Here is a 21,692-nt window from a genome sequence, read left to right on the forward strand (position 1 = left end):
AGTAATATAAACAGCCTTATGGATATACCTATAGAAAAGAAACGATTTACCAAATCGAAAATAGCAATAATTGCTGGAACAATTTTACTAATATCCTTTATAATATTTGTCTTTGTTTCTTCTGGTGGAAAATCAAAATTAAATGTAGATACCGAGCGTATTATGGTAAGCACGGTTACGAATGGCGTTTTCCAAGAAAATATTCCCGTAAGTGGTATCGTATTACCCATTACAACGATTTACTTAGATGCTCTTGAAGGAGGAAGGGTTGAAGAAATATTTGTTGAAGATGGTACCATTATGAAACAAAACGAACCTATCCTTCGTCTTTCTAATACCGATTTAGAACTTAGTTTGGTAAATCAAGAAACATCGGTATATAATTTATTAACTCAAATGCAAATTTCTCAGAATGCAGCCCGTCAAAATACCATCAACAAATTAAACCAAATGACCGATGTTGAAAGCGCTTTCATTGAAGCCAATAGATTATACCAACTTAATAAAACATTATATGATCAAAAAGCCATTGGGCGTCACGAATTTCAAGAATCTGAAAATAATTATAACTACCAAAAACAACGTATGGAATTAGCGCAACAGATTTTAAAACAAGATTCCATCTCTGTTCAACAAGAAACAAACCAGGCTAAAAGTTCTTTCTCAAGAACCCAAAGCGCTCTAAAGCTCATGCGTAAAAAAGTAGGTGATTTAGTGGTTCGAGCACCGGTTGAAGGTCAATTAACATCTTTAGTCGCCGAAATTGGACAATCTATAAACAAAGGAAACCGCTTAGGACAAATAGACGTATTAAGTGGATTTAAAGTACGTGTAGACATAGACGAGCATTACATATCAAGAATCTACTCGGGGCAAACAGGGACTTTTCCTTTTAACGGTAAAAATTATAAATTGTTAATTAAAAAGGTATACACACAGGTTACCGATGGTAGATTTCAAGTAGATATGCTCTTTGATGAAAAAGTTCCAGAAGGTATTCGCAGAGGACAATCATTACAAATTAGACTGGCATTAAGCGATGAAAAGCAAGCTATATTAATACCTAAAGGAGGTTTTTTTCAAAAAACAGGTGGCAATTGGGTTTTTAAATTGAGTGATGATGGCAAACTAGCGTATAAAGTTGATATCCAATTAGGAAGTCAAAATACCGAGTACTATGAAGTACTTAAAGGCCTAAACCCTGATGATAAAGTTGTAACTTCAAGCTATGATAACTTCGGAGATAAGCAAGAATTAATTTTAAAATAAAAACATACCAATCATGATTAAAATAACTGATTTAGAAAAATATTATAAAACTGAAGAGTTACAAACCATAGCGCTTAACAAATTGTCTTTTGATGTAAAAAAAGGTGAATTTGTTGCCATTATGGGACCTTCGGGGTGTGGTAAATCAACACTACTTAATATTTTAGGAATGTTAGACGATTCTGATGGTGGTAGTTTTATTTTTAATGGTGAAGAGGTTATTCATTATAACGAAAGAAAAAGAGCAAACATTCGCAAACATAATATTGGTTTTGTATTTCAAAGCTTTAATCTAATAGATCAACTCACTGTTTTTGAAAATGTGGAACTCCCATTAATTTATACAGGTGTAAAAAAAGCTGAAAGAAAAAAGAAAGTGCATGAAGTATTAGAGAAAATGCAAATCATGCACAGACGCAAACACTTCCCACAGCAATTGTCTGGAGGTCAACAACAACGTGTCGCAGTAGCTAGAGCCGTAGTAAACAACCCCAAACTAATCCTTGCCGATGAGCCTACAGGAAACCTCGACAGTTCTAATGGTAATGAAGTCATGGATTTATTAACCGAATTAAATAAACAAGGCACCACCATTATTATGGTAACACATAGCGAGCATGATGCTAAGTTTTCACACCGTATTATTCGTATGCTAGATGGTCAAAAGGTCATAGAAAATAGTTTAATTTAAGTCTGTTTTTCAGATCATAAAATAGAAAAATCAATCAATCAAAAAACGAATAGCAAATCATAAAAATCATGTTTAGAAATTATTTTAAAATAGCATGGAGAAATCTTTTAAAGAACAAGGTCTATTCATTTATAAACATATCTGGTTTAGCAGTTGGTATGGCGGCAACAATAATGATAGGTTTATGGATAACTGATGAATTAAATTATAATGATCACTTTAAAAAGAAAGATGTTATAGCCCAAGTATATCAAAGCCAGGCAATGAATGGAGATGTTGGTACAGGGCCTGCAATTCCTAGACCTTTGGAATTTATATTACGAGAGGAATACGCCGATAATTTTAAGCATATTGTTATGTCTTCTTGGGAGCAGCCTAGATATTTAAAATATGGCGAAACGAATATCTATACACAAGGAAATGCGATGCAAGAAAGCGGTCCAGAAATGCTAGACCTCAAAATAATTGAAGGGATTAAAGATGGACTTAAAGAAAAGAATTCTATAATGCTTTCTGAAACTTCTGCTAAAACATTGTTTGGATCTGATGCTGCTGTGGGTAAAATAATAAAGGTTAACAATTTAGATGATTTAATAGTTACTGCTGTTTATAACGATATTCCTGAGAATAATTCATTTAATGAAATGGATTATTTAATACCGTGGAAGTATTATGTAACAAAACAACCATGGTTAGAAAATGCTATAGACCGTTGGGGGAATAATTCCTTTCAAATGTTTGTTCAAATTAATGAAAACACAACCATGGAAGCAGTGACATCTAAAATTATAGATGTTAAGAAAAACGCATCAGTTGATGAAGCAGAGTTTAATCCTCAAATATTCTTATTTCCTATGCAAGATTGGTACTTAAGAAACGATTTCGAAAATGGTGTTCAATCTGGAGGGCGTATAGAAAATGTGTGGTTGTTTGGTATAATTGGATTATTCATTTTACTATTAGCTTGTATTAATTTTATAAATTTAAGTACAGCACGTTCAGAAAAACGAGCTACTGAAGTTGGTATTAGAAAATCAATTGGTTCTCAACGAGGTCAGTTAATATTTCAATTTTTAAGCGAGTCTTTTTTAATTGTTATTTTATCATTTGTATTTGCCATAGGTATCGTATTACTCTTTTTAAATGGATTTAATAATTTGGCTAGTAAAGTCATTGTATTTCCGTGGACTAATATTCAATTTTGGCTAGTAGCGTTAGCGTTTATAATTGTTACGGCTTTCTTATCAGGTAGCTATCCTGCAATATATTTATCATCCTTTAATCCAGTAGCAGTTCTAAAAGGTGCTTTTAAATCTGGTCGTTACTCGTCTTTACCTAGAAAAATCCTGGTTGTTACGCAGTTTACGGTATCTATAGCCTTGATTATTGCTACACTAGTAGTAATGAATCAAATTCAATTTAGTAAAGATCGCCCTGTTGGATATGATAAAGAAGGCTTAATCCAAATCCCAGTAATGAGTAATGAATTTATTGGTAAAGCCGAGGTTATGAGAACGCAATTTATAGCTTCTGGTGGCGCTATAGAAATGGCAACAACAAGTAGTCCTACAACAAATGTTTGGTCAAATAGATCTGGTTATACTTGGGAAGGAAAACCTGTTGGCTTTCAAGAAGATTTAGCTTACACTAATGTTTCTTACGAGTTTGTGAAAACCTTGGGCGCAAAAATAATTCAAGGACGTGGTTTTTCACGTGATTTCCCATCAGATTCCTTAGGTGTAATTCTAAATAAAACTGCTGTTGAGTACATGGGAATTAAAGATCCGATAGGAAAGTATATTAGAGATGCTGATACTGACGTCGAAAATCGAGAGCCACCTTTAAAAATTATCGGAGTCATAGATGATATTATTATGCAATCTCCTTACAGCCCTGTAAAACAGTCGATTTATGCTTTTGATAATGGTGGTACTGCAAGCTTCTATAATCTAAGATTAAATCCAGAAAAAAGTACTGCTAAAAACTTAGAAATAATTAAAAATGTCTTTAAAAAGAATTTCCCAGATACCCCTTTCGATTTTCAATTTGTAGATGAAGAATACGGAAGAAAATTTAGTTCAGAAGAACGCATTGCAAGTTTGGCTAGAGTATTTACTGCATTAGCTATTTTTATTAGTTGCTTGGGGTTATTTGGATTGGCATCATTTGTAGCTGAGCAACGCACTAAAGAAATTGGTGTTAGAAAAGTATTAGGAGCATCCATCAGTCAATTATGGTTATTACTCTCAAAAGATTTCATCACGCTTGTAGTTATTGCTCTCTTGATTGCTTCTCCTTTTGCCTATTATATTATGGGGCAATGGTTACAGAAGTTTAGCTATAGAGTGTCTGTAGGTTGGGATGTGTTTGCAATTGCATGTTTTGGGGCACTTATTATCACACTTATCACCGTAAGTTTCCAAGCCATCAAAGCAGCAATTGCAAATCCTATAAAAAGTTTAAGAACAGAATAATCATGATTAAAAACTATTTTAAAATAGCATTAAGAAATCTACGAAAAAACAAATTATACGCAAGCATTAATATTTTTGGCTTGGCTATTGGTTTAGCTTCTTGCATGCTCATTGGTCTTTATATTGTTAAAGAACTGAGTTATGACAAATTTAATGACAAAGCCAATCGCATTGTACGTGTTACAATGGAATATAAAATGTCGAACGAAATTAATTATGCAGCAACAACTGGAACCAAAGTAGGCCCAGAGTTTGCGAGGACTTTTCCTAAAATAGAAGAATACACTAGAACATTTATTAGCACTAGTAATGTAGAATACGGTAACAAACTTTTTAATGAGGATAGAATTCTTTTTGCAGATCCTTCCTTCTTCAACATATTTTCTTTTAACCTCTTACAGGGGAATGCTGAAACTATTCTAGATGCACCAAACAAAATTGTGCTTACAGAATCCATGGCAAAAAAATATTTTGGTGATGAAAACCCTATTAATAAAACCATAACAGTTATTGGCAAGGAGATGATTGTTTCAGGGGTTAGCCAAGACTGTCCTAAAAATTCACAAATTAAGTTTGATTTTGTAACCCAATTCTTAAACCTTGGAAATAAAGTAAAAAGAGAGCAATGGTGGTCAGCTAATTGGATAACCTATTTTTTGTTGAACACTGGTGATGATATAACTCAATTTGAACAGCAAATAAATACTTATATGCAAACGGATGCTATTAGAAGCCAAGCAGGTTTAGAAGGCGAGAGTTATTTAAATTACCATATGCAACCACTATTGGATGTCCATTTAAAATCTGATTTGGCTGGTTTCGAACCAAATGGAAACATGACATACATATACATATTCATTATAATTTCCTTACTTATTTTATTAATTGCAAGTGCCAATTACACCAACCTTGCAACAGCTCAATCCACTTCTAGAAGTGGCGAGATTGGAATGCGAAAGGTAATGGGAGCTAGTAAGCGTCAAGTATTCATACAATTTATTAGTGAATCTACAACCATTACATTTATTGCAGCTGTCTTAGCTTTATTATTATGTGTCCTGGTGCTGCCATATTTTAACTCTATAACAGGGAAAGCGTTTACCAAATTAGAGTTACTTCAACCAATATCAATGCTATTACTTTTTTTATTCAGTGTAATAGTGAGTTTCCTTGCGGGTTTGTATCCTGCACTTGTTTTATCGGGAACTAACGTTATGAGTGTTCTTAAAAAAGGATTCAGAAGTCCTGGAGGAAATGGAATATTAAAAAAATCCTTAATAGTAGGTCAATTTTCGATTTCCGTATTCCTTATTATTTACACGATGGTTATCCTTCAGCAAATGGATTTTATTCAAAACAAAAATTTGGGATATAATAAAGACCATGTGGTTGTATTACCTATAAGCAGAACTATGCTTGAGAATTTCGAAACCTTTAAATATGGTTTAGAACAAATTTCTGGAGTGCAATCAGTTACAGCATCTTATGAAACTCCTAAGTTTGTAAAATGGGGAGATGGTGTAAATGTGGTAGACGAAAACGGAGAGCATACTATCGATATCAATGCAATGCCTGTAGATTTAAATTTTGTGAACACCTTAGGCATGAAAATGGTTGCAGGACGTGATTTTATACAATCAGATTTTGCTTTAATGGATACCACTAATAATAGTGTTAACTACAAACAACCTTATTTAATAAACGAAACCTTAGCAAAACAAATTGGTTGGTCTCCAGAAGAAGCTATTGGGCGTACTATTGAAAATAGAGCCTCAGGCCCCGTATTAGGTGTTGTAAAAGATTTTAATTTTAGCAGTTTGCATGAGCCAGTTGGACCATTGCTTATGTTTTTAGGTCGTAATTTTTCAAGAAATTATATGGTTCGAATTTCTGATTTAGATGTTCAAGGTACTTTGGGTAACTTGGAAACTCTTTGGAATGAACGTACTAATGGCAGACCTTTTAATTACCATTTCTTAGATGAAGATTATGACGCACTTTACCAAACAGAAAAGCGCAGTGCAATTCTTTTTAGTGTAGCAGCAGGACTTGCTATTATTCTTGCTTGCTTAGGATTGTTTGGTCTAGCAGCTTTCTCAATAGTACAACGCACTAAAGAAATTGGTATTAGAAAAGTCTTAGGAGCAAACCTTAGTAATATCATACTTTTAATAAGTAAGAACTTTTTAGTATTAGTAACAATAGCTATCATTATTGCATCACCATTCGCTTTTTTCGCTACAAAAAAATGGTTACAGAATTTCGCATACAGAATTGAACCCGAATGGTCTGTGTTTTTTATTCCAGTTATTGTGACCTTGCTTGTCACATTTTTAACAGTTGGTTATCACTCTATTAGAGCTGCTATGGCAAATCCTATTAAAAGTTTAAGAACAGAATAATCATGATTAGAAACTATATCAAAATTGCATGGCGAAACTTGATAAAAAACAAAGCTATTTCCTCTATAAATATTATTGGGTTAGCAATTGGTATTGCGTCTTGCCTTTTAATTGTTCTATTTGTATTAGATGAATTGAGTTACGACCGTTTTAATGAAAGAAAGGATGAGGTTTTTAGAGTTGTTTTTAGAGCAAATGTAAATGGCGAACTTATAAAAGAAGCCGTAGTAATGCCTCCTGTTGCCCAAACGCTAAAACAAGAATTCCCTGAAGTTGTAGACGCAACACGTTTTAAAAGAATTCCATCTCCAAAAGTTTCATATGAAAAAAACAACTATAGAAATGGAAAATTCGCTTATGTAGACCCCAATTTTTTCGATGTTTTTACGCTACCAATTATCAAAGGAAACAAGGTAGCTCCTTTGGATAAACCCAATACCATTGTACTCACTAAAAATGAAGCTATAAAATATTTTGGCAAGGAAGACCCCATTGGCAAAATATTACTTGTTAATGATTTACAATTTGAAATTACCGCCATAATAGACAACATGCCCAATAATTCTCACTTCCATTTTGATATGTTAGCTTCAATGGTTGGGTACTCAGCAGCAAAAAATACGTCATGGATGAACTCTGGGTTTTATACCTATTTGGTCTTAAAGAAAGGTCTCGATTATAAAAGTTTAGAATCGAAATTTTCTGCCATTATAGAAAAATATATGGGACCACAAATGAAAGAAGAAACTGGGATGACGTTTGCCGAGTTCACTAAAGATAATCAGCTAGGATTATTTTTGCAACCTCTAACCGATATTCATTTAAATTCTGACTTTTCAAGTGCCAGTACCCTCGAACAAGGTGGTGATATGAAATCCGTATATATTTTCTGTTCCATTGCATTATTTATGCTGTTGATTGCCTGTGTTAACTTTATGAATCTATCCACGGCTTCAGCAACAAAACGAGCGAAAGAAGTAGGTGTTAGAAAGGTGTTAGGGTCTAAAAAGAGTCAATTAATTGGTCAGTTTTTAACAGAAGCTTTTTTTTCCACTGCGGCTGCCATGCTTTTAGCGGTCATTCTTATAGTTATTATGCTTCCTTTTTTTAATAATTTATTTGATAAAGAATTACAAATGACTTATTTATTAGAACCTCAAATAGTTTTTACCCTTGTTTCACTACTTATAGTCATTAGTCTTCTAGCTGGAGTTTATCCGGCGTTTTATATTGCTTCATTTAAACCCATTGCCGCTTTAAAAAGCAAATTTTTAAGTACAGGAAATAAAAAAGGAGTAAGAAGTGGTTTGGTTGTTTTTCAATTTGTTATTTCAGCTGGTCTCATACTTGCTACACTTATTGTTGACAAACAAATGACCTTTATTCAAAATAAAGATATTGGTTACAATAAAAAGCAATTGTTGGTATTAAGAGAATCTTATTTTTTAGGACCCAATCAAACGTCGTTTAAGAATCAAATTTTAACAGACCCTAGAGTAGAACGTGTAACATCATCGGGACATGTTCCTGCAGGTGTTACTAACAATAGTGTAACAGGTATATATGTGAATCAGAAGTTTGACAGACGAGTAAATATCTTCTATATAGATGATGAGTACATTCCAACTATGGGAATGAAATTAATAGAAGGACGTAATTTTTCGAATAATTTTGGAGCAGATTCTCTAAATATTATTGTCAACGAAACAACTATAAATAAATTAGGCTATGGTTCTAACCCCATTGGAAAAACAATGATCATAGGTGTGAATGACGATTTAAAAACGTTCAAAATTATTGGTGTTGTAAAAGATTTTCATTTCCGTTCATTACATCAAAAAATTGAGCCTTTAATCATGCTAAATAAATCTTCTTCAGGGCTTATTGTTCGGGCAAAAGGTGCTGATATGTCTGGATTAATAACAAGTATTTCAAAACTATGGAATAACTATCAAGTTAATGAGCCTTTTACGTACACCCTACTTGATGACTCCTATAATGAGACTTATATGGCAGAACAAAGAATGGGAACTATTTTAAAAATATTTGCGATACTAACCATTTTTATTGCCTGTTTGGGCTTATTTGGCCTGGTTACATTTACAACAGAACAACGGTTTAAAGAAATTGGTGTTAGAAAAGTATTAGGCTCTACAGTCTCTCAAATCGTTTTAATGATCTCTGAATATTTTATAAAACTGGTAATGGTTTCTTTTGCTATAGCATTCCCACTAGGCTATTATTCAATGAATATCTGGCTTCAAGATTTTGCATATCGTACAAAAATTGAATGGCCTACATTTTTAATAGCTGGTTTTATTACTATTTGTATTGCTTTTATAACTATAAGTTTTAGAAGCATTAAAGCGGCTCAAACAAACCCTATTAAAAGTTTAAGAACAGAGTAATAAAATAGTATCAAAATATGAAATCACATATTATAAATACCATTATTAGAAATTTAGTAAAAAAGAAGTTTTTATCCCTAACCAAAATTTTAGGGCTTATAATAGGCTATAGTATTTTTATGTTTTTAGTTGTAAAAATTCAGCATGAAACCAATTATGACCAATTTTGGAACCATTCAGAGTCAGTCTATAGAGTGGCATTAGACCTAAAGTATGAAAATGGTGAACAGGTAAAATCTGCAAAAAACTTTCATGGTGCTTCCGAACTTTTAAATCTGGAACTCCCCGAAATACTTAACCATTGTAATTTTAATAAAGATGTAGTAACTATATTTAGTGGATCTACACAAAAAATACAGGATGTAGATTTTGTTTTTAGCGACCCTTCATTTTTTGATGTTTTTGAGCGTAAAATCATAAAGTCTGAAAATACAGGCGTATTAAAAAATATTCACGGAGTCGTTATCTCCCAATCCTTTGCCCATAAATTGTTTGGAAACGAAAACCCGCTCAATAAAGAAATCACCGTAAATGAAGGTTGGAAATTTGTTGTTGACGCTGTTTTTGAAGACATACCCGATAATAGCCATCTAAAAATTGATGTCGTAGCCACCTATAAATCACTTTTCTATTATATGCGCAACTTTGATAATACGCGTCAGATTTTAATAGATAATCCCAATTTTACTTACAAACAACCAGATCCGTACACCGTAAGAAGGTGGAGAACACCTGTAGCCTATCGCCCTTATTGCTATATAAAACTAAAAGAAGGAACAAACATAAATACCGTTGAATCTAAAGTGGCTGCTTTACTTACTAAAGTACCACTACCTCAAAACTTAAAGGATAGTAACATGGCATTCAACTTTCAACCCATAAAAGATATCCATTTAAAATCTAATCTAGATCACGAAATATCTGCAAATGGAAATACAAAACAAGTGCTTTTTCTTTCCATAATCATCTTTGTTGTCCTGTTTGTATGTGCTATAAACTTTATAAGCCTGAATACCATTTCTAATCTAGAGCTTTTAAAAAACTATGCTATAAGACTATTTAGTGGGGCAACATATACACAAATATTTCAATTAATGTTCGTAGAAAGCTTTCTAATCAATGCTTTGTCACTTCTTATTTCATTACCTATAGCGTATGCCTTAATTACAACACAATTACCGGCACACACCATAGATTTATCAATACTTTTATATGTGGTATTTGTGCTTATATTAATCGCATTTAGCGCTGCGCTCATACCATTTCTATCAGTTGTAAAAAACCGCTTTACTTCTGGATTAAAAATAGTTGGTCAAAAAATAAACCAAAACTGGAGAGGTCAGAAATTAATGGTGACTGCCCAATTTTCAATCACCATCATATTAATTGTTTGCACCATAGGTATTTACAAACAAATGCAATTTATGATGCAAACCGATCTGGGTTTTAATGGCAAACAAACCTTATTTAGTTTTTCTCCCATGACCATGAATCAGCATCCGGACATCCCTGTTAAGTTATCCACTTTCAGAAATGAATTATTGACTTTAAAAGGGGTAAATTCGTTTTCTACCAGTTCCAGTATTCCTGGTCAAACTACACCGCGATTAAACAATCAGGTAAAAGCAGTTCATACCGCTGGACCCTTCCCGGCTACGTTTAATGAAGTTAGTATTGACGATGCCTATCTTAAAACTTATAATATCAAATTAATAGCCGGAGAAAACCTGAGCTTTCAAAACGACTGGGTCTCTAATGACATATTAATAAACCAAACAGCAGCAAAAGACATGGGGTTTTTAAGTGCTAACAACGCCATTGGAAACAGAGTGACTCTAGGTAAACACGATTGTACAATAAGAGGTGTTATTGAAGATTATCATCATACATCGCTTCACAATGCCATAAAACCCACCATATATGCCCAAAATATAAGATGGGATCATTCCGTAGGGTATTATTCGTTTCAGCTTAATTCTGATAATGTAACTGGTACCATCTCTCAAATAACACAAATATGGAATCGCTTATATCCTAAAGAGGAATTTATTTATAATTTCTCTGAGGCGTCTTTTGCATCTCAGTACGAAAGCGATCAAAAATTCAATCAAATTTTAACTTACTCGGCATGTCTTGCATTGTTAGTATCTTGTTTAGGATTACTTGGTTTGACATTGTTTAACATCAAAAAACGGCTTAAAGAAATAAGTATTAGAAAAGTAAGTGGCGCATCGGTAAAACAGATTATAATTATGTTAAACATAGATTTTATCAAATGGGTGCTCGTTGCATTTGTTATATCAATTCCTATTTCCTGGTACGCTATTAATACATGGCTAGAAGACTTTGCCTACAGAACAAGTATAGACTGGTGGATATTTGGCATTGCAGGCTTCGCGTCTATACTAATTGCATTAACCACAATAAGCTGGCAGAGTTTTAAAGCTGCCACAAGTAATCCTGTTAAAGCATTAAAAGAAGAATAACATAGATACTGAAACAAGTTCAGTATAAGAAAAACGAATAATCATGATACATAACTATTTTAAAATCGCATGGCGAAACCTTATTAATAACAAAGGATATTCTGCTATAAACATTGGAGGTCTTGCTTTAGGTATGGCAGTTGTTATTCTTATTGGATTATGGATTCATGACGAAATAACTTTTGATCAGAATCACAAAAACTATGAGGACATTGCTCAGGTTTTAGTGCATAAAACAGCTAATGGAAAGAAGAGAACCCGTTACACGATGCCCTATCCTTTAGGGAATGAGTTAAGAGCAAAATACAATGAAGATTTTGAGCATGTAGTCATGAGTTCATTTCATGGTGATAATATCTTATCTGTGGGCGATAAAAATATTTCTAAGAGAGGCGGCTTTATGGAACCTGATGCACTTAAAATGCTTTCATTAAATATGATATACGGCAATTGGGATGGATTAAAAAATCCTAACTCCATTGTAATTTCACAAGCAACAGCAAAAGTGCTTTTTGGGGACAAAAACCCTATTGGTGAATTGATGACTATAAGTAATAAACTAGATGTGCAAGTAACAGGTGTTTATAAAAACATGCCCTTTAATACTACATTTAATAAATTGGAATTTATAGCTCCCTGGGACTTATATGTGTCTTCCTATACTTGGGTAAAAGAATCTCGCGATAATAATATGTGGGATAATAGCTCCTATCAACTGTATGTTCAAATTGTAAATGGCAGCAACATGTCCTCGGTTAGCTCAAAAATTAAAAATGTTGTGTATGACCACCTCCCCGAATATGGTAAGAAAAGCCATCCAGAACTCTTTTTATTTCCTATGAAGGATTGGCATTTAAGGTCTAATTGGAAAGATGGTGTTAACACTGGAGGGTTTATTCAGTACGTATGGCTATTTAGCATTATTGGTCTATTTGTATTACTTCTAGCATGTATTAATTTTATGAATTTAAGTACAGCACAATCCGAAAAGAGAGCCAAAGAAGTAGGAATTCGTAAATCTATTGGATCTTCGAAACGTCAATTAATTAACCAATTTTTGAGCGAATCGTTTTTAAACGTGGTATTTGCCCTTATTTTGGCTTTAATCTTAGTAGTATTAGTACTGCCTGCATTTAATCAATTGGCAAATAAACAAATACGTTTTCCTTATAACAATTTATATTTTTGTTTGTTAAGTTCAGGAATTGCAATAGCTACCAGTCTTATAGCTGGTAGTTATCCTGCCCTTTACCTCTCATCTTTCCGTCCAGTAAACGTATTAAAGGGTACTTTTAAAACAGGAAACTCAGCAAGTTATTTTCGTAAAACCCTAGTTGTAGTACAATTTACTGTTTCCATAATACTTGTTGTTGGAACTATTGTTGTGGAAAAGCAAATTGACCATTCTAAAAATCGTCCTATGGGATATGAAAAAAACGGATTGGTTATGCTTGAAAAAGTAACAGAAGATTATAAAGGGAAATACAATGTGCTTAGAAACGACCTTAAGAATAGTAAAGCTGTTATAGAGATGTCGGAATCTTCTAGTCCCCTAACAGATATATTGAGTAGCGGTGGTGGTTTTAAATGGGCAGGTAAATCACCTGACTTTATACCTAATATAGGCATGATTTTCATAGGGCATGATTACGGAAAAACAATTGGCTGGGAACTCACTAAAGGACGTGATTTTTCCAGAGCATTCCCAACAGACTCCACTGCTTTTATATTCAATGAAGCTGCTATTAAATATATGGGAATCGAAAACCCTATAGGTAAAATTGTTCGATGGAATAACCAAGACCATAAAATTATTGGCGTTGTAAAAGACATACTCGCAGAATCTCCTTTTAAACCCGTTAAGCAAGCTGTTTATATGATACAATATGAGAATACAAGCTGGATAAATCTCAAATTAAATCCTGAAAAAAGCACCAGTGCTTCTCTAGCGCTAATAGAAACGGTTTTAAAAAAGCATGCTCCTAATCTCCCTTTTGAATATCAGTTTGTAGATCATTCTTTTGCTAAGAAGTTTGTTGCCGAAGAGCGCATAAGAACTCTGGCAAGCATATTTGCCTTATTTGCCATTTTTATAAGCTGTTTAGGTCTTTTTGGATTGGCTTCATTTATGGCAGAACAACGTTCCAAAGAAATTGGTATTCGAAAAGTTGTAGGAGCCTCAATTTTTAATTTATGGAAACTCCTTTCTAAAGATTTTGTAAAACTCGTGATGCTTGCCTGTATTATCGCTATACCCATAGCATATTACGGTATGCGCAATTGGTTGAATAATTATGAATACCAAACAAATATCTCTTGGTGGGTATTTGCAATTGCTGGGATTGGCGCACTTATAATTACATTATTAACGGTGAGTTTCCAAGCTATAAAAGCTGCGGTTTCGAATCCTATAAAAAACCTCAAAACAGAATAATTATGATTGGAAATTATTTAAAAATCGCGTGGCGAAACCTTATTAAAAACAAAGGGTATTCTGTAATTAATATTGGAGGTCTGTCTATTGGCATGAGTTGTAGTATTCTTATTCTTTTATGGGTTCTAGATGAAACGAGTTATGATAAATTTCACACCAATGCCAACCAAATTTATAGACTTACAGTTGACGCAGGAGGTGATTTTAAAGCAGCCGTTAGTCCTGCTGGAATGGCATCTGGTCTTCAAGATATCATTCCAGGAATAGAATCAACAATGCGTCTGAGCCCACCAATTACGGCTTTATTTGAAGCAAATAACCTTAAATTTGAAGAGCAGCGTGTTTTTTGTGCTGATGCCAACTTTTTGGAAATGTTTAATTTCTCTTTATTAAAAGGACATCCAAAAACGGCATTACAAAATCCCAATGGGATATTAATAACAGCGACCACAGCCAGAAAATATTTTGGAAGCGAAGATGCTTTAGGAAAAATTATAAGGAAAGATAATAAGGATACGTTCACTATTACTGGAATATTAGCAGATACCCCCTCTAATTCCCACTTACAATTTGATATTATTTTACCCATGGCTTATTTAGCAAAAACAGACAAAAACCTAATCAAAAATACATGGGATAATTTCGGTTTTTATTCTTATATCCAATTTAATAGAGGTCATAAATTATCATCTGAAGCACGTACTGATCTTGAGAATGAAATCAATCAAATCTATGCTTCCAAAAGTCCCGAATTTCAACCCAAATTTCAGTTACAACCCCTCACAGATATTCATTTACATTCTTCTAATTTACAAATAGATGTTTCTGGTCATGGTAATATTCAATATGTGAATATTTTTATTATAATTGCTTTTATCATTTTATTAGTTGCCTGTATCAATTTTATGAATCTAGCCACAGCTCAATCATTTCGAAGAGCTAAGGAGGTAGGACTTAGAAAAGTAATCGGAGCTAAAAGAAAGCAATTGATATTTCAATTTTTAAGCGAGTCTATACTAATCTCATTTATTTCTTTATTCATTGCTATCTGCATTATATACTTAGTAACCCCTGCATTTAATAATTTGACTGAAAAACAGATCGTATTTCAATTGTTAGATAATAAAATATGGTTAAATTTAATTCTTATAGGGTTAATTACAGGCCTATTTTCAGGGAGTTATCCCGCATTATTCCTTTCTGGCTTCAAACCAATTAAAGCAATAAAAGGGAGATTAAGATCAGGTCATGAGAATTTGTTGTTTCGAAACGGATTGGTTATTACTCAATTTGTTGTGTCTGTTTTTCTACTTGTAGGAACCGTTGTTGTATATAAACAATTAAACTTTATAAAAGACAAAGATTTGGGTTTTGACAAATCAAACCTTTTATATATCCCTGAAAAAGATGGGATATATAACAAAAGGAGCGCCTTAAAAACGGTGTTACAACAAAATCCACTCACCAGCGATTTTTCTATGGTATCCGATCTGCCTACTAATCTAATTACAGGAGCCGTTAATGTAGAATGGGAAGGAAAAGACCCTAATTCTAAAATTATATTTCCTAGAATCGATATAGATGAGAACTTTACTAGTGTCTTTCAAATAGAGACCCTTCGTGGCCGCAGTTTCTCTAAAGCATTTGGAACCGATGCGTCCAATTATGTTATTAATGAAAAGGCCATGAAAGTAATGGGTATGAATTTAGAAACAGCCATAGGAAAGAACATATCGTTTCAAGATAAGAAAGGAACCATTATTGGCGTTGTGAAAGATTTTAATTTTAAACCACTACAATATGCTATAGAACCGCTCATATTAAGATTTAGAGAAAAAAATAATATTGTTGTAGTCCGAACCCAACCAGGAAAAACGGAAGCTACCATAAAAGCTTTAAAAGAGATCTATGGGAACCTAAACTCTGCATTTCCTTTTGCCTATAATTTTGTTGATAAAGATTTGGAAAATCAATATCGTGGGGAGCAACAAATGGGAACTGTTTTTAATCTGTTTGCTATTCTGGCCATTTTTATCTCCTGTATTGGTCTATATGGATTATCAGCATTTATTGCAGAACAACGTATTAAAGAAATTGGAATACGAAAAGTTCTGGGAGCAAGTATTTTCGGGCTAGTAAATATGCTTTCCAAAGACTTTTTTAAACTTGTTTTAACGGCATTATTTATCGCGACACCAATCGCATGGTATGTAATGGATACCTGGCTTCAAGATTTTGCTTATCATATAAATATACGTTGGTGGATGTTTGCGCTTTCTGGAATAGCAATAGTTGTTATAGCTCTTACCACTATAAGTTTTCAAACTATAAAAGCCGCCATAACAAACCCAATTAAAAGTTTAAAAACAGAATAATAAATTAATAAAACTATGATACTACAAATTAAAAATCTTTTTAAATGGGAAAACTCAGGAGGTAATCGGGTTTTCCTTTTAAATGATATAGATTTTACCGTAAATGAAGGTGAGTTTATTTCCATCATGGGCCCTTCTGGTTCTGGCAAAACCACTTTATTAAATGTTATTGGTATGCTTGATGGTTTTAACGAAGGTGAATATACTTTTTTTCATAAGGAGTATATTGGTTTTGTGTTTCAATCCTATCATTTAATAGATGAATTAACAGTCTATGAAAATATAGAAACGCCTTTGTTATATAAAAAACACCGTTCGTCTGAACGAAAAGCACTTGTAGCTGATATGTTAGACCGATTTAATATTGTGGGGAAGAAAGATTTGTTTCCTGCTCAATTAAGTGGCGGACAGCAACAATTAGTAGGAATAGCCAGAGCATTGATTACCAGCCCAAAATTAATTTTAGCAGATGAACCCACAGGTAATCTCAACTCCAAACAAAGTGATGAAATTATGACGCTCTTTAAACAATTAAATGATGAAGGTGTTACCATTATTCAAGTAACTCATTCTGAAAAGAATGCAGCCTATGGCTCCCGAATCATCAACTTGTTAGATGGCCGAATTGTTTCTAATTGATCTGTAAAAAATACTATTATGAATAAAAAGATCATACATCTAACTTGTCTTTTAGCTCTGTTTTATTGCTGTGGATATGCTCAAAACGTCTCCTATAAAAGCCTGTCACTAGACGATTGTATTAAACTAGCACTTGAAAACAATCTGGATTTAAAAAGGTCTGAACTATCAGCAAAATCTTCCGATGTAAATTATAAACAATCTAGAAACGGCCTACTTCCTAATTTGAATATGAGTTATGACTTGGGTATAAATAATGGTCGTAGCATAGATCCATTTACAAATGCTTATAGTAATCAAGAGCTTACCTTCTCAAACGCAGGATTAAGTCTGGATGCTACCATTTTTAATGGGTTTAGAATCCTAAATAAGATCAAACAAGATCGATTTAATCTACTAGCCTCCGAAATGGAAATTGAAGAGGCAAAGCAAAATTTGATTCTAGACGTTTCTTTGCGCTATATACAAATATTAAGCAGTCGTGACCAATTAGTGATTTCTAAAGCACGACTCGAAACAACCAGAAAACAGTTAAAAAGGCTTGAAGTTTTTTATAAAGAAGAATTTGGAAACCTTGCTGACTATACAGATATGCAAGGACAATACGCCTCTGACCAAATTGGTATCATCAATGCGGAAAACAATTATAAATCTGCCATTTTAAGTCTGATTCAATTATTAAATTTAGATACTGATTCTAATAAAACCTTTGAAAACATTTTTGGTTTAATCGCTTCTGAGAAATACTTGTTTTCAGCAGATGATATTTATAATGACGCCTTGCAAAATTTAGCTACTTTTAAATCAAAACAGCTTAGAATTGATGCAGCCAACACTGGTATAAAAGTAGCTAGGACCAATTATTTCCCAGAAGTATCACTTTTTGGAAGACTTAACACAAATTACTCCAGTTTAGCTCAGGTTTTTAATAATACTGGAAGTGTTATCAGCGAAACAGGGGATTTTGTTAATATAGGAAATCAAGAATATCCTGTATTACAAAATGAAAGCACTTTTGAAAGTAATAAAATTAGTTATGAAGATCAATTTAATAACAATTTAAGCTCTGTTGTGGGTGTATCCGTAAGAATTCCATTATTCAATGGGTTTCAGGCAAAAAACACTGTGTCATTACAAAAAATAGCTTTAGAGGAAACTAAAGTTGAACTTAAAAACACTAAATTACTTTTTAAGCAGACTATTGAAGATGCCTATAATAATATGGAATCTGCTTTTGAGAGGTTTCATATTTTACAAGATCAGGTAGTAGCACTTGAAGAATCTTTCCGAATTAATGAAGTGCGATTTAATAATGGTGTTTCCAATATTATAGCATACTTAACTAGCAAAAACAATTTGGATAGTGCCAAACTAAATCTTAATAATACAAAATATGAATATTTACTCCGTGTTAAAATTCTGGATTATTATAGAGGTGTATAAATAAGTTTTTTCTTTATAAACTCATCCCCTTCTTTTCTAATTAACCTGAGTTCAACATAAATATAATCGTATTTTATTAAAAATCAGAAATTTACTATTTGTGTCAGGTTGAGCGCAGTCGAAACCTTTATAAAATTATCGATTACAAAACCTTTCGACTGCGCTCAAGGAGACAAACACCTTAGAATATTGGCTTACCTAAAATAGGTTCGTTCTTATATCGAACTCAGGTTAATTATGTAAGTTATCAAGTACCAAACGCAATTCGCCATAACTATATTTATCATCTACCTGATGTTTCAAATCTGAAAGGTTTTCAAACTTTGTTTTAGGAATGATCGTTTTTAATTCCTCATAATGACTTTTGGGAATTAAATCGGTTATTTTCACTTCTCCTGAAGCTATAAAGTTTGCCAAATGACCTATGATGGTATTTACATTCAAATCCCTTTCTAAAGCAATCGCATCGGGAGATTTTCCTGCTTTAAATAAGTCTAGAGAAATCTTTTTAGTATCTCCTTTCTTAGGTTTTGGTTTTGGAGCCTCGAAAAAGTCTATCTCACTAGCAGCAGAAGTTTCAATATTATGCGCGTCACAATATGCTCTAATAACTTCTAAAATAGCTGTACCATATTTTTCTACGCGTACTTTCCCCATACCATTAACGTCCTTTAACTCCTGCTTATTAGTTGGCAAGGTTTCACACATGTCATACAAGGCTTTTTGTGTAAACACTTGATAGTGGATTAAATCTTCTTGTTTTGCTATGTTGTTTCTCAACTCACGTAACAATTCAAATAACTCAATATTTGTAGTCCCATCTATAACAGCTTTTCTAGGTTTTTTAGGTTTTTCTTTAGCAAGAAAAACAGATTTAGCACGTAATTCTAAAAAGGTTACCACATTAAAACCAGTTAGTAACCCCTCAAAATACAATAGTTTGGTTGCTAATAATTCTTCTAAGGTATCAACCTGTTTAATAATATCCTTTTCTATTGCCTTGTTGTCTGTCGTAAAACCAAAGGATTTAAAAGGGGTTTCTATATTCAATTTTGTCTGAGTATCAAAATAGTTAATCGCCTTTATAAAGCGTTCTTGAAGGGCTTCACTCGATTCGGGTGTTTCAGCTTCTTCACATAAAGTAATTAACTGTGCCTTAAATGCATTAGCCACTTTTAGTAAGTCTGTTACACTAGATTTTATAGTATTTAAAGGTGTTTCAATTTGCCCTTCTATACTGGTTCTGTTTTTATAATAAATATCTAGTATACGACCTGTAGGGTACAGAAATTTATAAAAATCGAACAATTCTGTTATTAAATTTAATTGGAACTCCGATTTCGATGCCTGTAAAATATTTTCATCTGGCTGATTTTCTTCAGCCATTTTATTAAAAGACTGTACATTACTATCACTAATTATATGACTGGAATTTATCTTACTATTTAGCACTAAACCTTCTAATGATTTACATCTACTTAATGCCACATAAGTTTGTCCATGGGCAAAAGCACCTTGTGCATCAATAATCGCTTTTTCAAAGGTTAGTCCCTGGCTCTTATGTATGGTTATAGACCATGCTAGCCGTAATGGCATCTGAGTATAAGCCCCAATTTTATTTTCGGTAATGGCTTTAGTTTCTGCATCAACTGTATAATTAATATTCTCCCAAATCTCCGGTTTGGTTACTATATTAAAATCATCTTCTTGACAATGCACAATGACTTCGTCTATATCTAAATGAATTACCTTACCTATCTTCCCATTAAAATAGCGCTTTTCTGCTGAACTATCATTTTTAATAAACATCACCTGTGCGCCAACCTTTAAAGTTAATTCTTCCTTATTAGGATAGGCATATTCTGGAAATTTCCCTTCTACACTCGCATTATACGTATAAGTTTTGGTATTTAGTTTATCCAGTTCTTTATTATTGGTCTGTTCTGCCTTATTATTATGAGTTGTTAAAGAAATATAGCCTTCTTTTTCGTCTGGTATAAAGTCAGGTTGATAGCGTTTATTTAATTCGTCTGCTGAAACCTGTGTTAAAGTATTGGTGCGTATTTCATTAAGAATCTTAATAAATTTAGGATTATCTTGCCTATAAATATGGCTTAATTCTATAGTAATGGCTTGACATTTCATATATGCCTGGCTACTAAAAAAGAATCCATTTTTATAAAAAGGTTTTAGTAATTCCCATTCATTCTCTTTTATAATAGGAGATAATTGTTGTAAATCACCTATCATTAATAATTGAACCCCTCCAAATACTTTATTCCTGTTTTTAAAGCGCCTTAAAACCCTATCAATACCATCTAATAAATCGGCACGAACCATACTAATCTCATCAATTACCAATAAATCCAGAGACTTAATAATATTTATTTTATTCTTGCTAAACTTACGGTTAAAACCAGAGGTATTATTTAAGTCTGTATCTGGTAAAAGCGGGCCAAAAGGCATTTGAAAAAACGAATGTATAGTCACGCCCTTCGCATTAATAGCCGCAACACCCGTAGGAGCCACTACTACCATACGTTTTAAAGATTTCATTTTTAGCTTACGTAAAAAAGTAGTTTTCCCTGTGCCTGCCTTACCTGTTAAAAATACGTTTCTATCTGTATTATTAACAAAGTCCCAAGCTAAATCAAGCTCTTTATTATCTGTCATTGTGTCGATTATAAAACGTATTAAAGATAAGAAATCAACTACGAGTTTTAAGCTAAAATATTTAAATATTTAGATTAATTTTTAAGAAAGGTGAAATGTGTTTGTTACTGTTATATTTTTTAAATATCATTTTATGTGATAGTTCACTAATACCTCATGAGATATAACTGAAAACATAATGTATACCAAATGATTTAAGGAAAAACGTGTCTTTATCGAGCCGTCTTTGTTGGAAATAAGAAGTCTATTTACATATAAAAAAAATCCCGATTCTAAAAAAAGAATCGGGATTCAAAAAAGGCAACGACCTACTCTCCCACAAATGCAGTACCATCGGCGCTAATGGGCTTAACTTCTCTGTTCGGAATGGTAAGAGGTGAGCCCCATCGCTATAACCA

The 21,692-nt window shown here is 33.0% G+C and carries 11 protein-coding genes and 1 rRNA gene; 10 read left to right on the plus strand and 2 right to left on the minus strand.

The features are described 5' to 3' along the window. The first annotated feature begins 18 nt into the window (after window positions 1-18). The 10 genes from Q4Q35_RS13610 to Q4Q35_RS13655 all read left to right on the plus strand — a co-directional run bounded on the left by Q4Q35_RS13610 (window position 19) and on the right by Q4Q35_RS13655 (window position 18,621). On the plus strand, window positions 19-1,269 hold the full coding sequence (locus tag Q4Q35_RS13610; protein ID WP_303278536.1) for an efflux RND transporter periplasmic adaptor subunit: 1,251 nt from the start codon (window positions 19-21) through the stop codon (window positions 1,267-1,269). A 13-nt stretch (window positions 1,270-1,282) separates the two neighbouring features. Beyond that, window positions 1,283-1,960 (plus strand): ABC transporter ATP-binding protein, encoded by a 678-nt coding sequence (locus tag Q4Q35_RS13615; RefSeq protein WP_303278537.1) that lies wholly within the window; start codon window positions 1,283-1,285, stop codon window positions 1,958-1,960. 68 nt (window positions 1,961-2,028) lie between these two features. Next, complete coding sequence (locus tag Q4Q35_RS13620; RefSeq protein ID WP_303278538.1) at window positions 2,029-4,434, plus strand: ABC transporter permease; 2,406 nt, start codon at window positions 2,029-2,031, stop codon at window positions 4,432-4,434. A 2-nt stretch (window positions 4,435-4,436) separates the two neighbouring features. Next, window positions 4,437-6,836, plus strand: a complete 2,400-nt coding sequence (locus tag Q4Q35_RS13625) for an ABC transporter permease (RefSeq protein ID WP_303278539.1) — start codon at window positions 4,437-4,439, stop codon at window positions 6,834-6,836. A 2-nt stretch (window positions 6,837-6,838) separates the two neighbouring features. Continuing rightward, window positions 6,839-9,244, plus strand: a complete 2,406-nt coding sequence (locus Q4Q35_RS13630) for an ABC transporter permease (protein WP_303278540.1) — start codon at window positions 6,839-6,841, stop codon at window positions 9,242-9,244. Between the two features lie 17 nt (window positions 9,245-9,261). Then, window positions 9,262-11,730, plus strand: coding sequence for an ABC transporter permease (locus Q4Q35_RS13635; RefSeq protein ID WP_303278541.1), 2,469 nt, complete (start codon window positions 9,262-9,264; stop codon window positions 11,728-11,730). 43 nt (window positions 11,731-11,773) lie between these two features. Next, the gene (locus tag Q4Q35_RS13640; protein ID WP_303278542.1) at window positions 11,774-14,164 is read left to right on the plus strand and encodes an ABC transporter permease; all 2,391 of its coding nucleotides are present in this window, start codon (window positions 11,774-11,776) and stop codon (window positions 14,162-14,164) included. Between the two features lie 2 nt (window positions 14,165-14,166). Next, on the plus strand, window positions 14,167-16,539 hold the full coding sequence (locus tag Q4Q35_RS13645; protein WP_303278543.1) for an ABC transporter permease: 2,373 nt from the start codon (window positions 14,167-14,169) through the stop codon (window positions 16,537-16,539). Window positions 16,540-16,554: 15 nt separating this feature from the next. Further along, window positions 16,555-17,178, plus strand: coding sequence for an ABC transporter ATP-binding protein (locus tag Q4Q35_RS13650; RefSeq protein WP_303278544.1), 624 nt, complete (start codon window positions 16,555-16,557; stop codon window positions 17,176-17,178). 18 nt (window positions 17,179-17,196) lie between these two features. Continuing rightward, window positions 17,197-18,621 (plus strand): TolC family protein, encoded by a 1,425-nt coding sequence (locus tag Q4Q35_RS13655; protein WP_303278545.1) that lies wholly within the window; start codon window positions 17,197-17,199, stop codon window positions 18,619-18,621. A gap of 231 nt (window positions 18,622-18,852) precedes the next feature. Here Q4Q35_RS13655 and Q4Q35_RS13660 read toward each other — a convergent pair whose 3' ends face one another. Both Q4Q35_RS13660 and rrf read right to left on the minus strand, forming a co-directional pair. Further along, a complete protein-coding gene (locus Q4Q35_RS13660) occupies window positions 18,853-21,294 on the minus strand; it encodes a helix-turn-helix domain-containing protein (RefSeq protein ID WP_303278546.1) in 2,442 nt (813 codons plus the stop codon). Between the two features lie 295 nt (window positions 21,295-21,589). Next, window positions 21,590-21,692 (minus strand): 5S ribosomal RNA (gene rrf / locus Q4Q35_RS13665); the annotation flags it as partial.

Origin of the sequence: Flavivirga aquimarina (assembly GCF_030540835.1) — a bacterium.
Taxonomy (GTDB): domain Bacteria; phylum Bacteroidota; class Bacteroidia; order Flavobacteriales; family Flavobacteriaceae; genus Flavivirga; species Flavivirga aquimarina.

What these genes read in the sequence shown, in the direction of transcription:
- Q4Q35_RS13620 (WP_303278538.1), top strand. Translation starts at nt 2,029, where the DNA reads ATGTTTAGAAATTATTTTAAAATAGCATGGAGAAATCTTTTAAAGAAC.
- Q4Q35_RS13655 (WP_303278545.1), top strand. Translation starts at nt 17,197, where the DNA reads ATGAATAAAAAGATCATACATCTAACTTGTCTTTTAGCTCTGTTTTAT.
- Q4Q35_RS13660 (WP_303278546.1), bottom strand. Translation starts at nt 21,294, where the DNA reads ATGACAGATAATAAAGAGCTTGATTTAGCTTGGGACTTTGTTAATAAT.
- Q4Q35_RS13650 (WP_303278544.1), top strand. Translation starts at nt 16,555, where the DNA reads ATGATACTACAAATTAAAAATCTTTTTAAATGGGAAAACTCAGGAGGT.
- Q4Q35_RS13640 (WP_303278542.1), top strand. Translation starts at nt 11,774, where the DNA reads ATGATACATAACTATTTTAAAATCGCATGGCGAAACCTTATTAATAAC.
- Q4Q35_RS13615 (WP_303278537.1), top strand. Translation starts at nt 1,283, where the DNA reads ATGATTAAAATAACTGATTTAGAAAAATATTATAAAACTGAAGAGTTA.
- Q4Q35_RS13635 (WP_303278541.1), top strand. Translation starts at nt 9,262, where the DNA reads ATGAAATCACATATTATAAATACCATTATTAGAAATTTAGTAAAAAAG.
- Q4Q35_RS13645 (WP_303278543.1), top strand. Translation starts at nt 14,167, where the DNA reads ATGATTGGAAATTATTTAAAAATCGCGTGGCGAAACCTTATTAAAAAC.
- Q4Q35_RS13630 (WP_303278540.1), top strand. Translation starts at nt 6,839, where the DNA reads ATGATTAGAAACTATATCAAAATTGCATGGCGAAACTTGATAAAAAAC.
- Q4Q35_RS13610 (WP_303278536.1), top strand. Translation starts at nt 19, where the DNA reads ATGGATATACCTATAGAAAAGAAACGATTTACCAAATCGAAAATAGCA.
- Q4Q35_RS13625 (WP_303278539.1), top strand. Translation starts at nt 4,437, where the DNA reads ATGATTAAAAACTATTTTAAAATAGCATTAAGAAATCTACGAAAAAAC.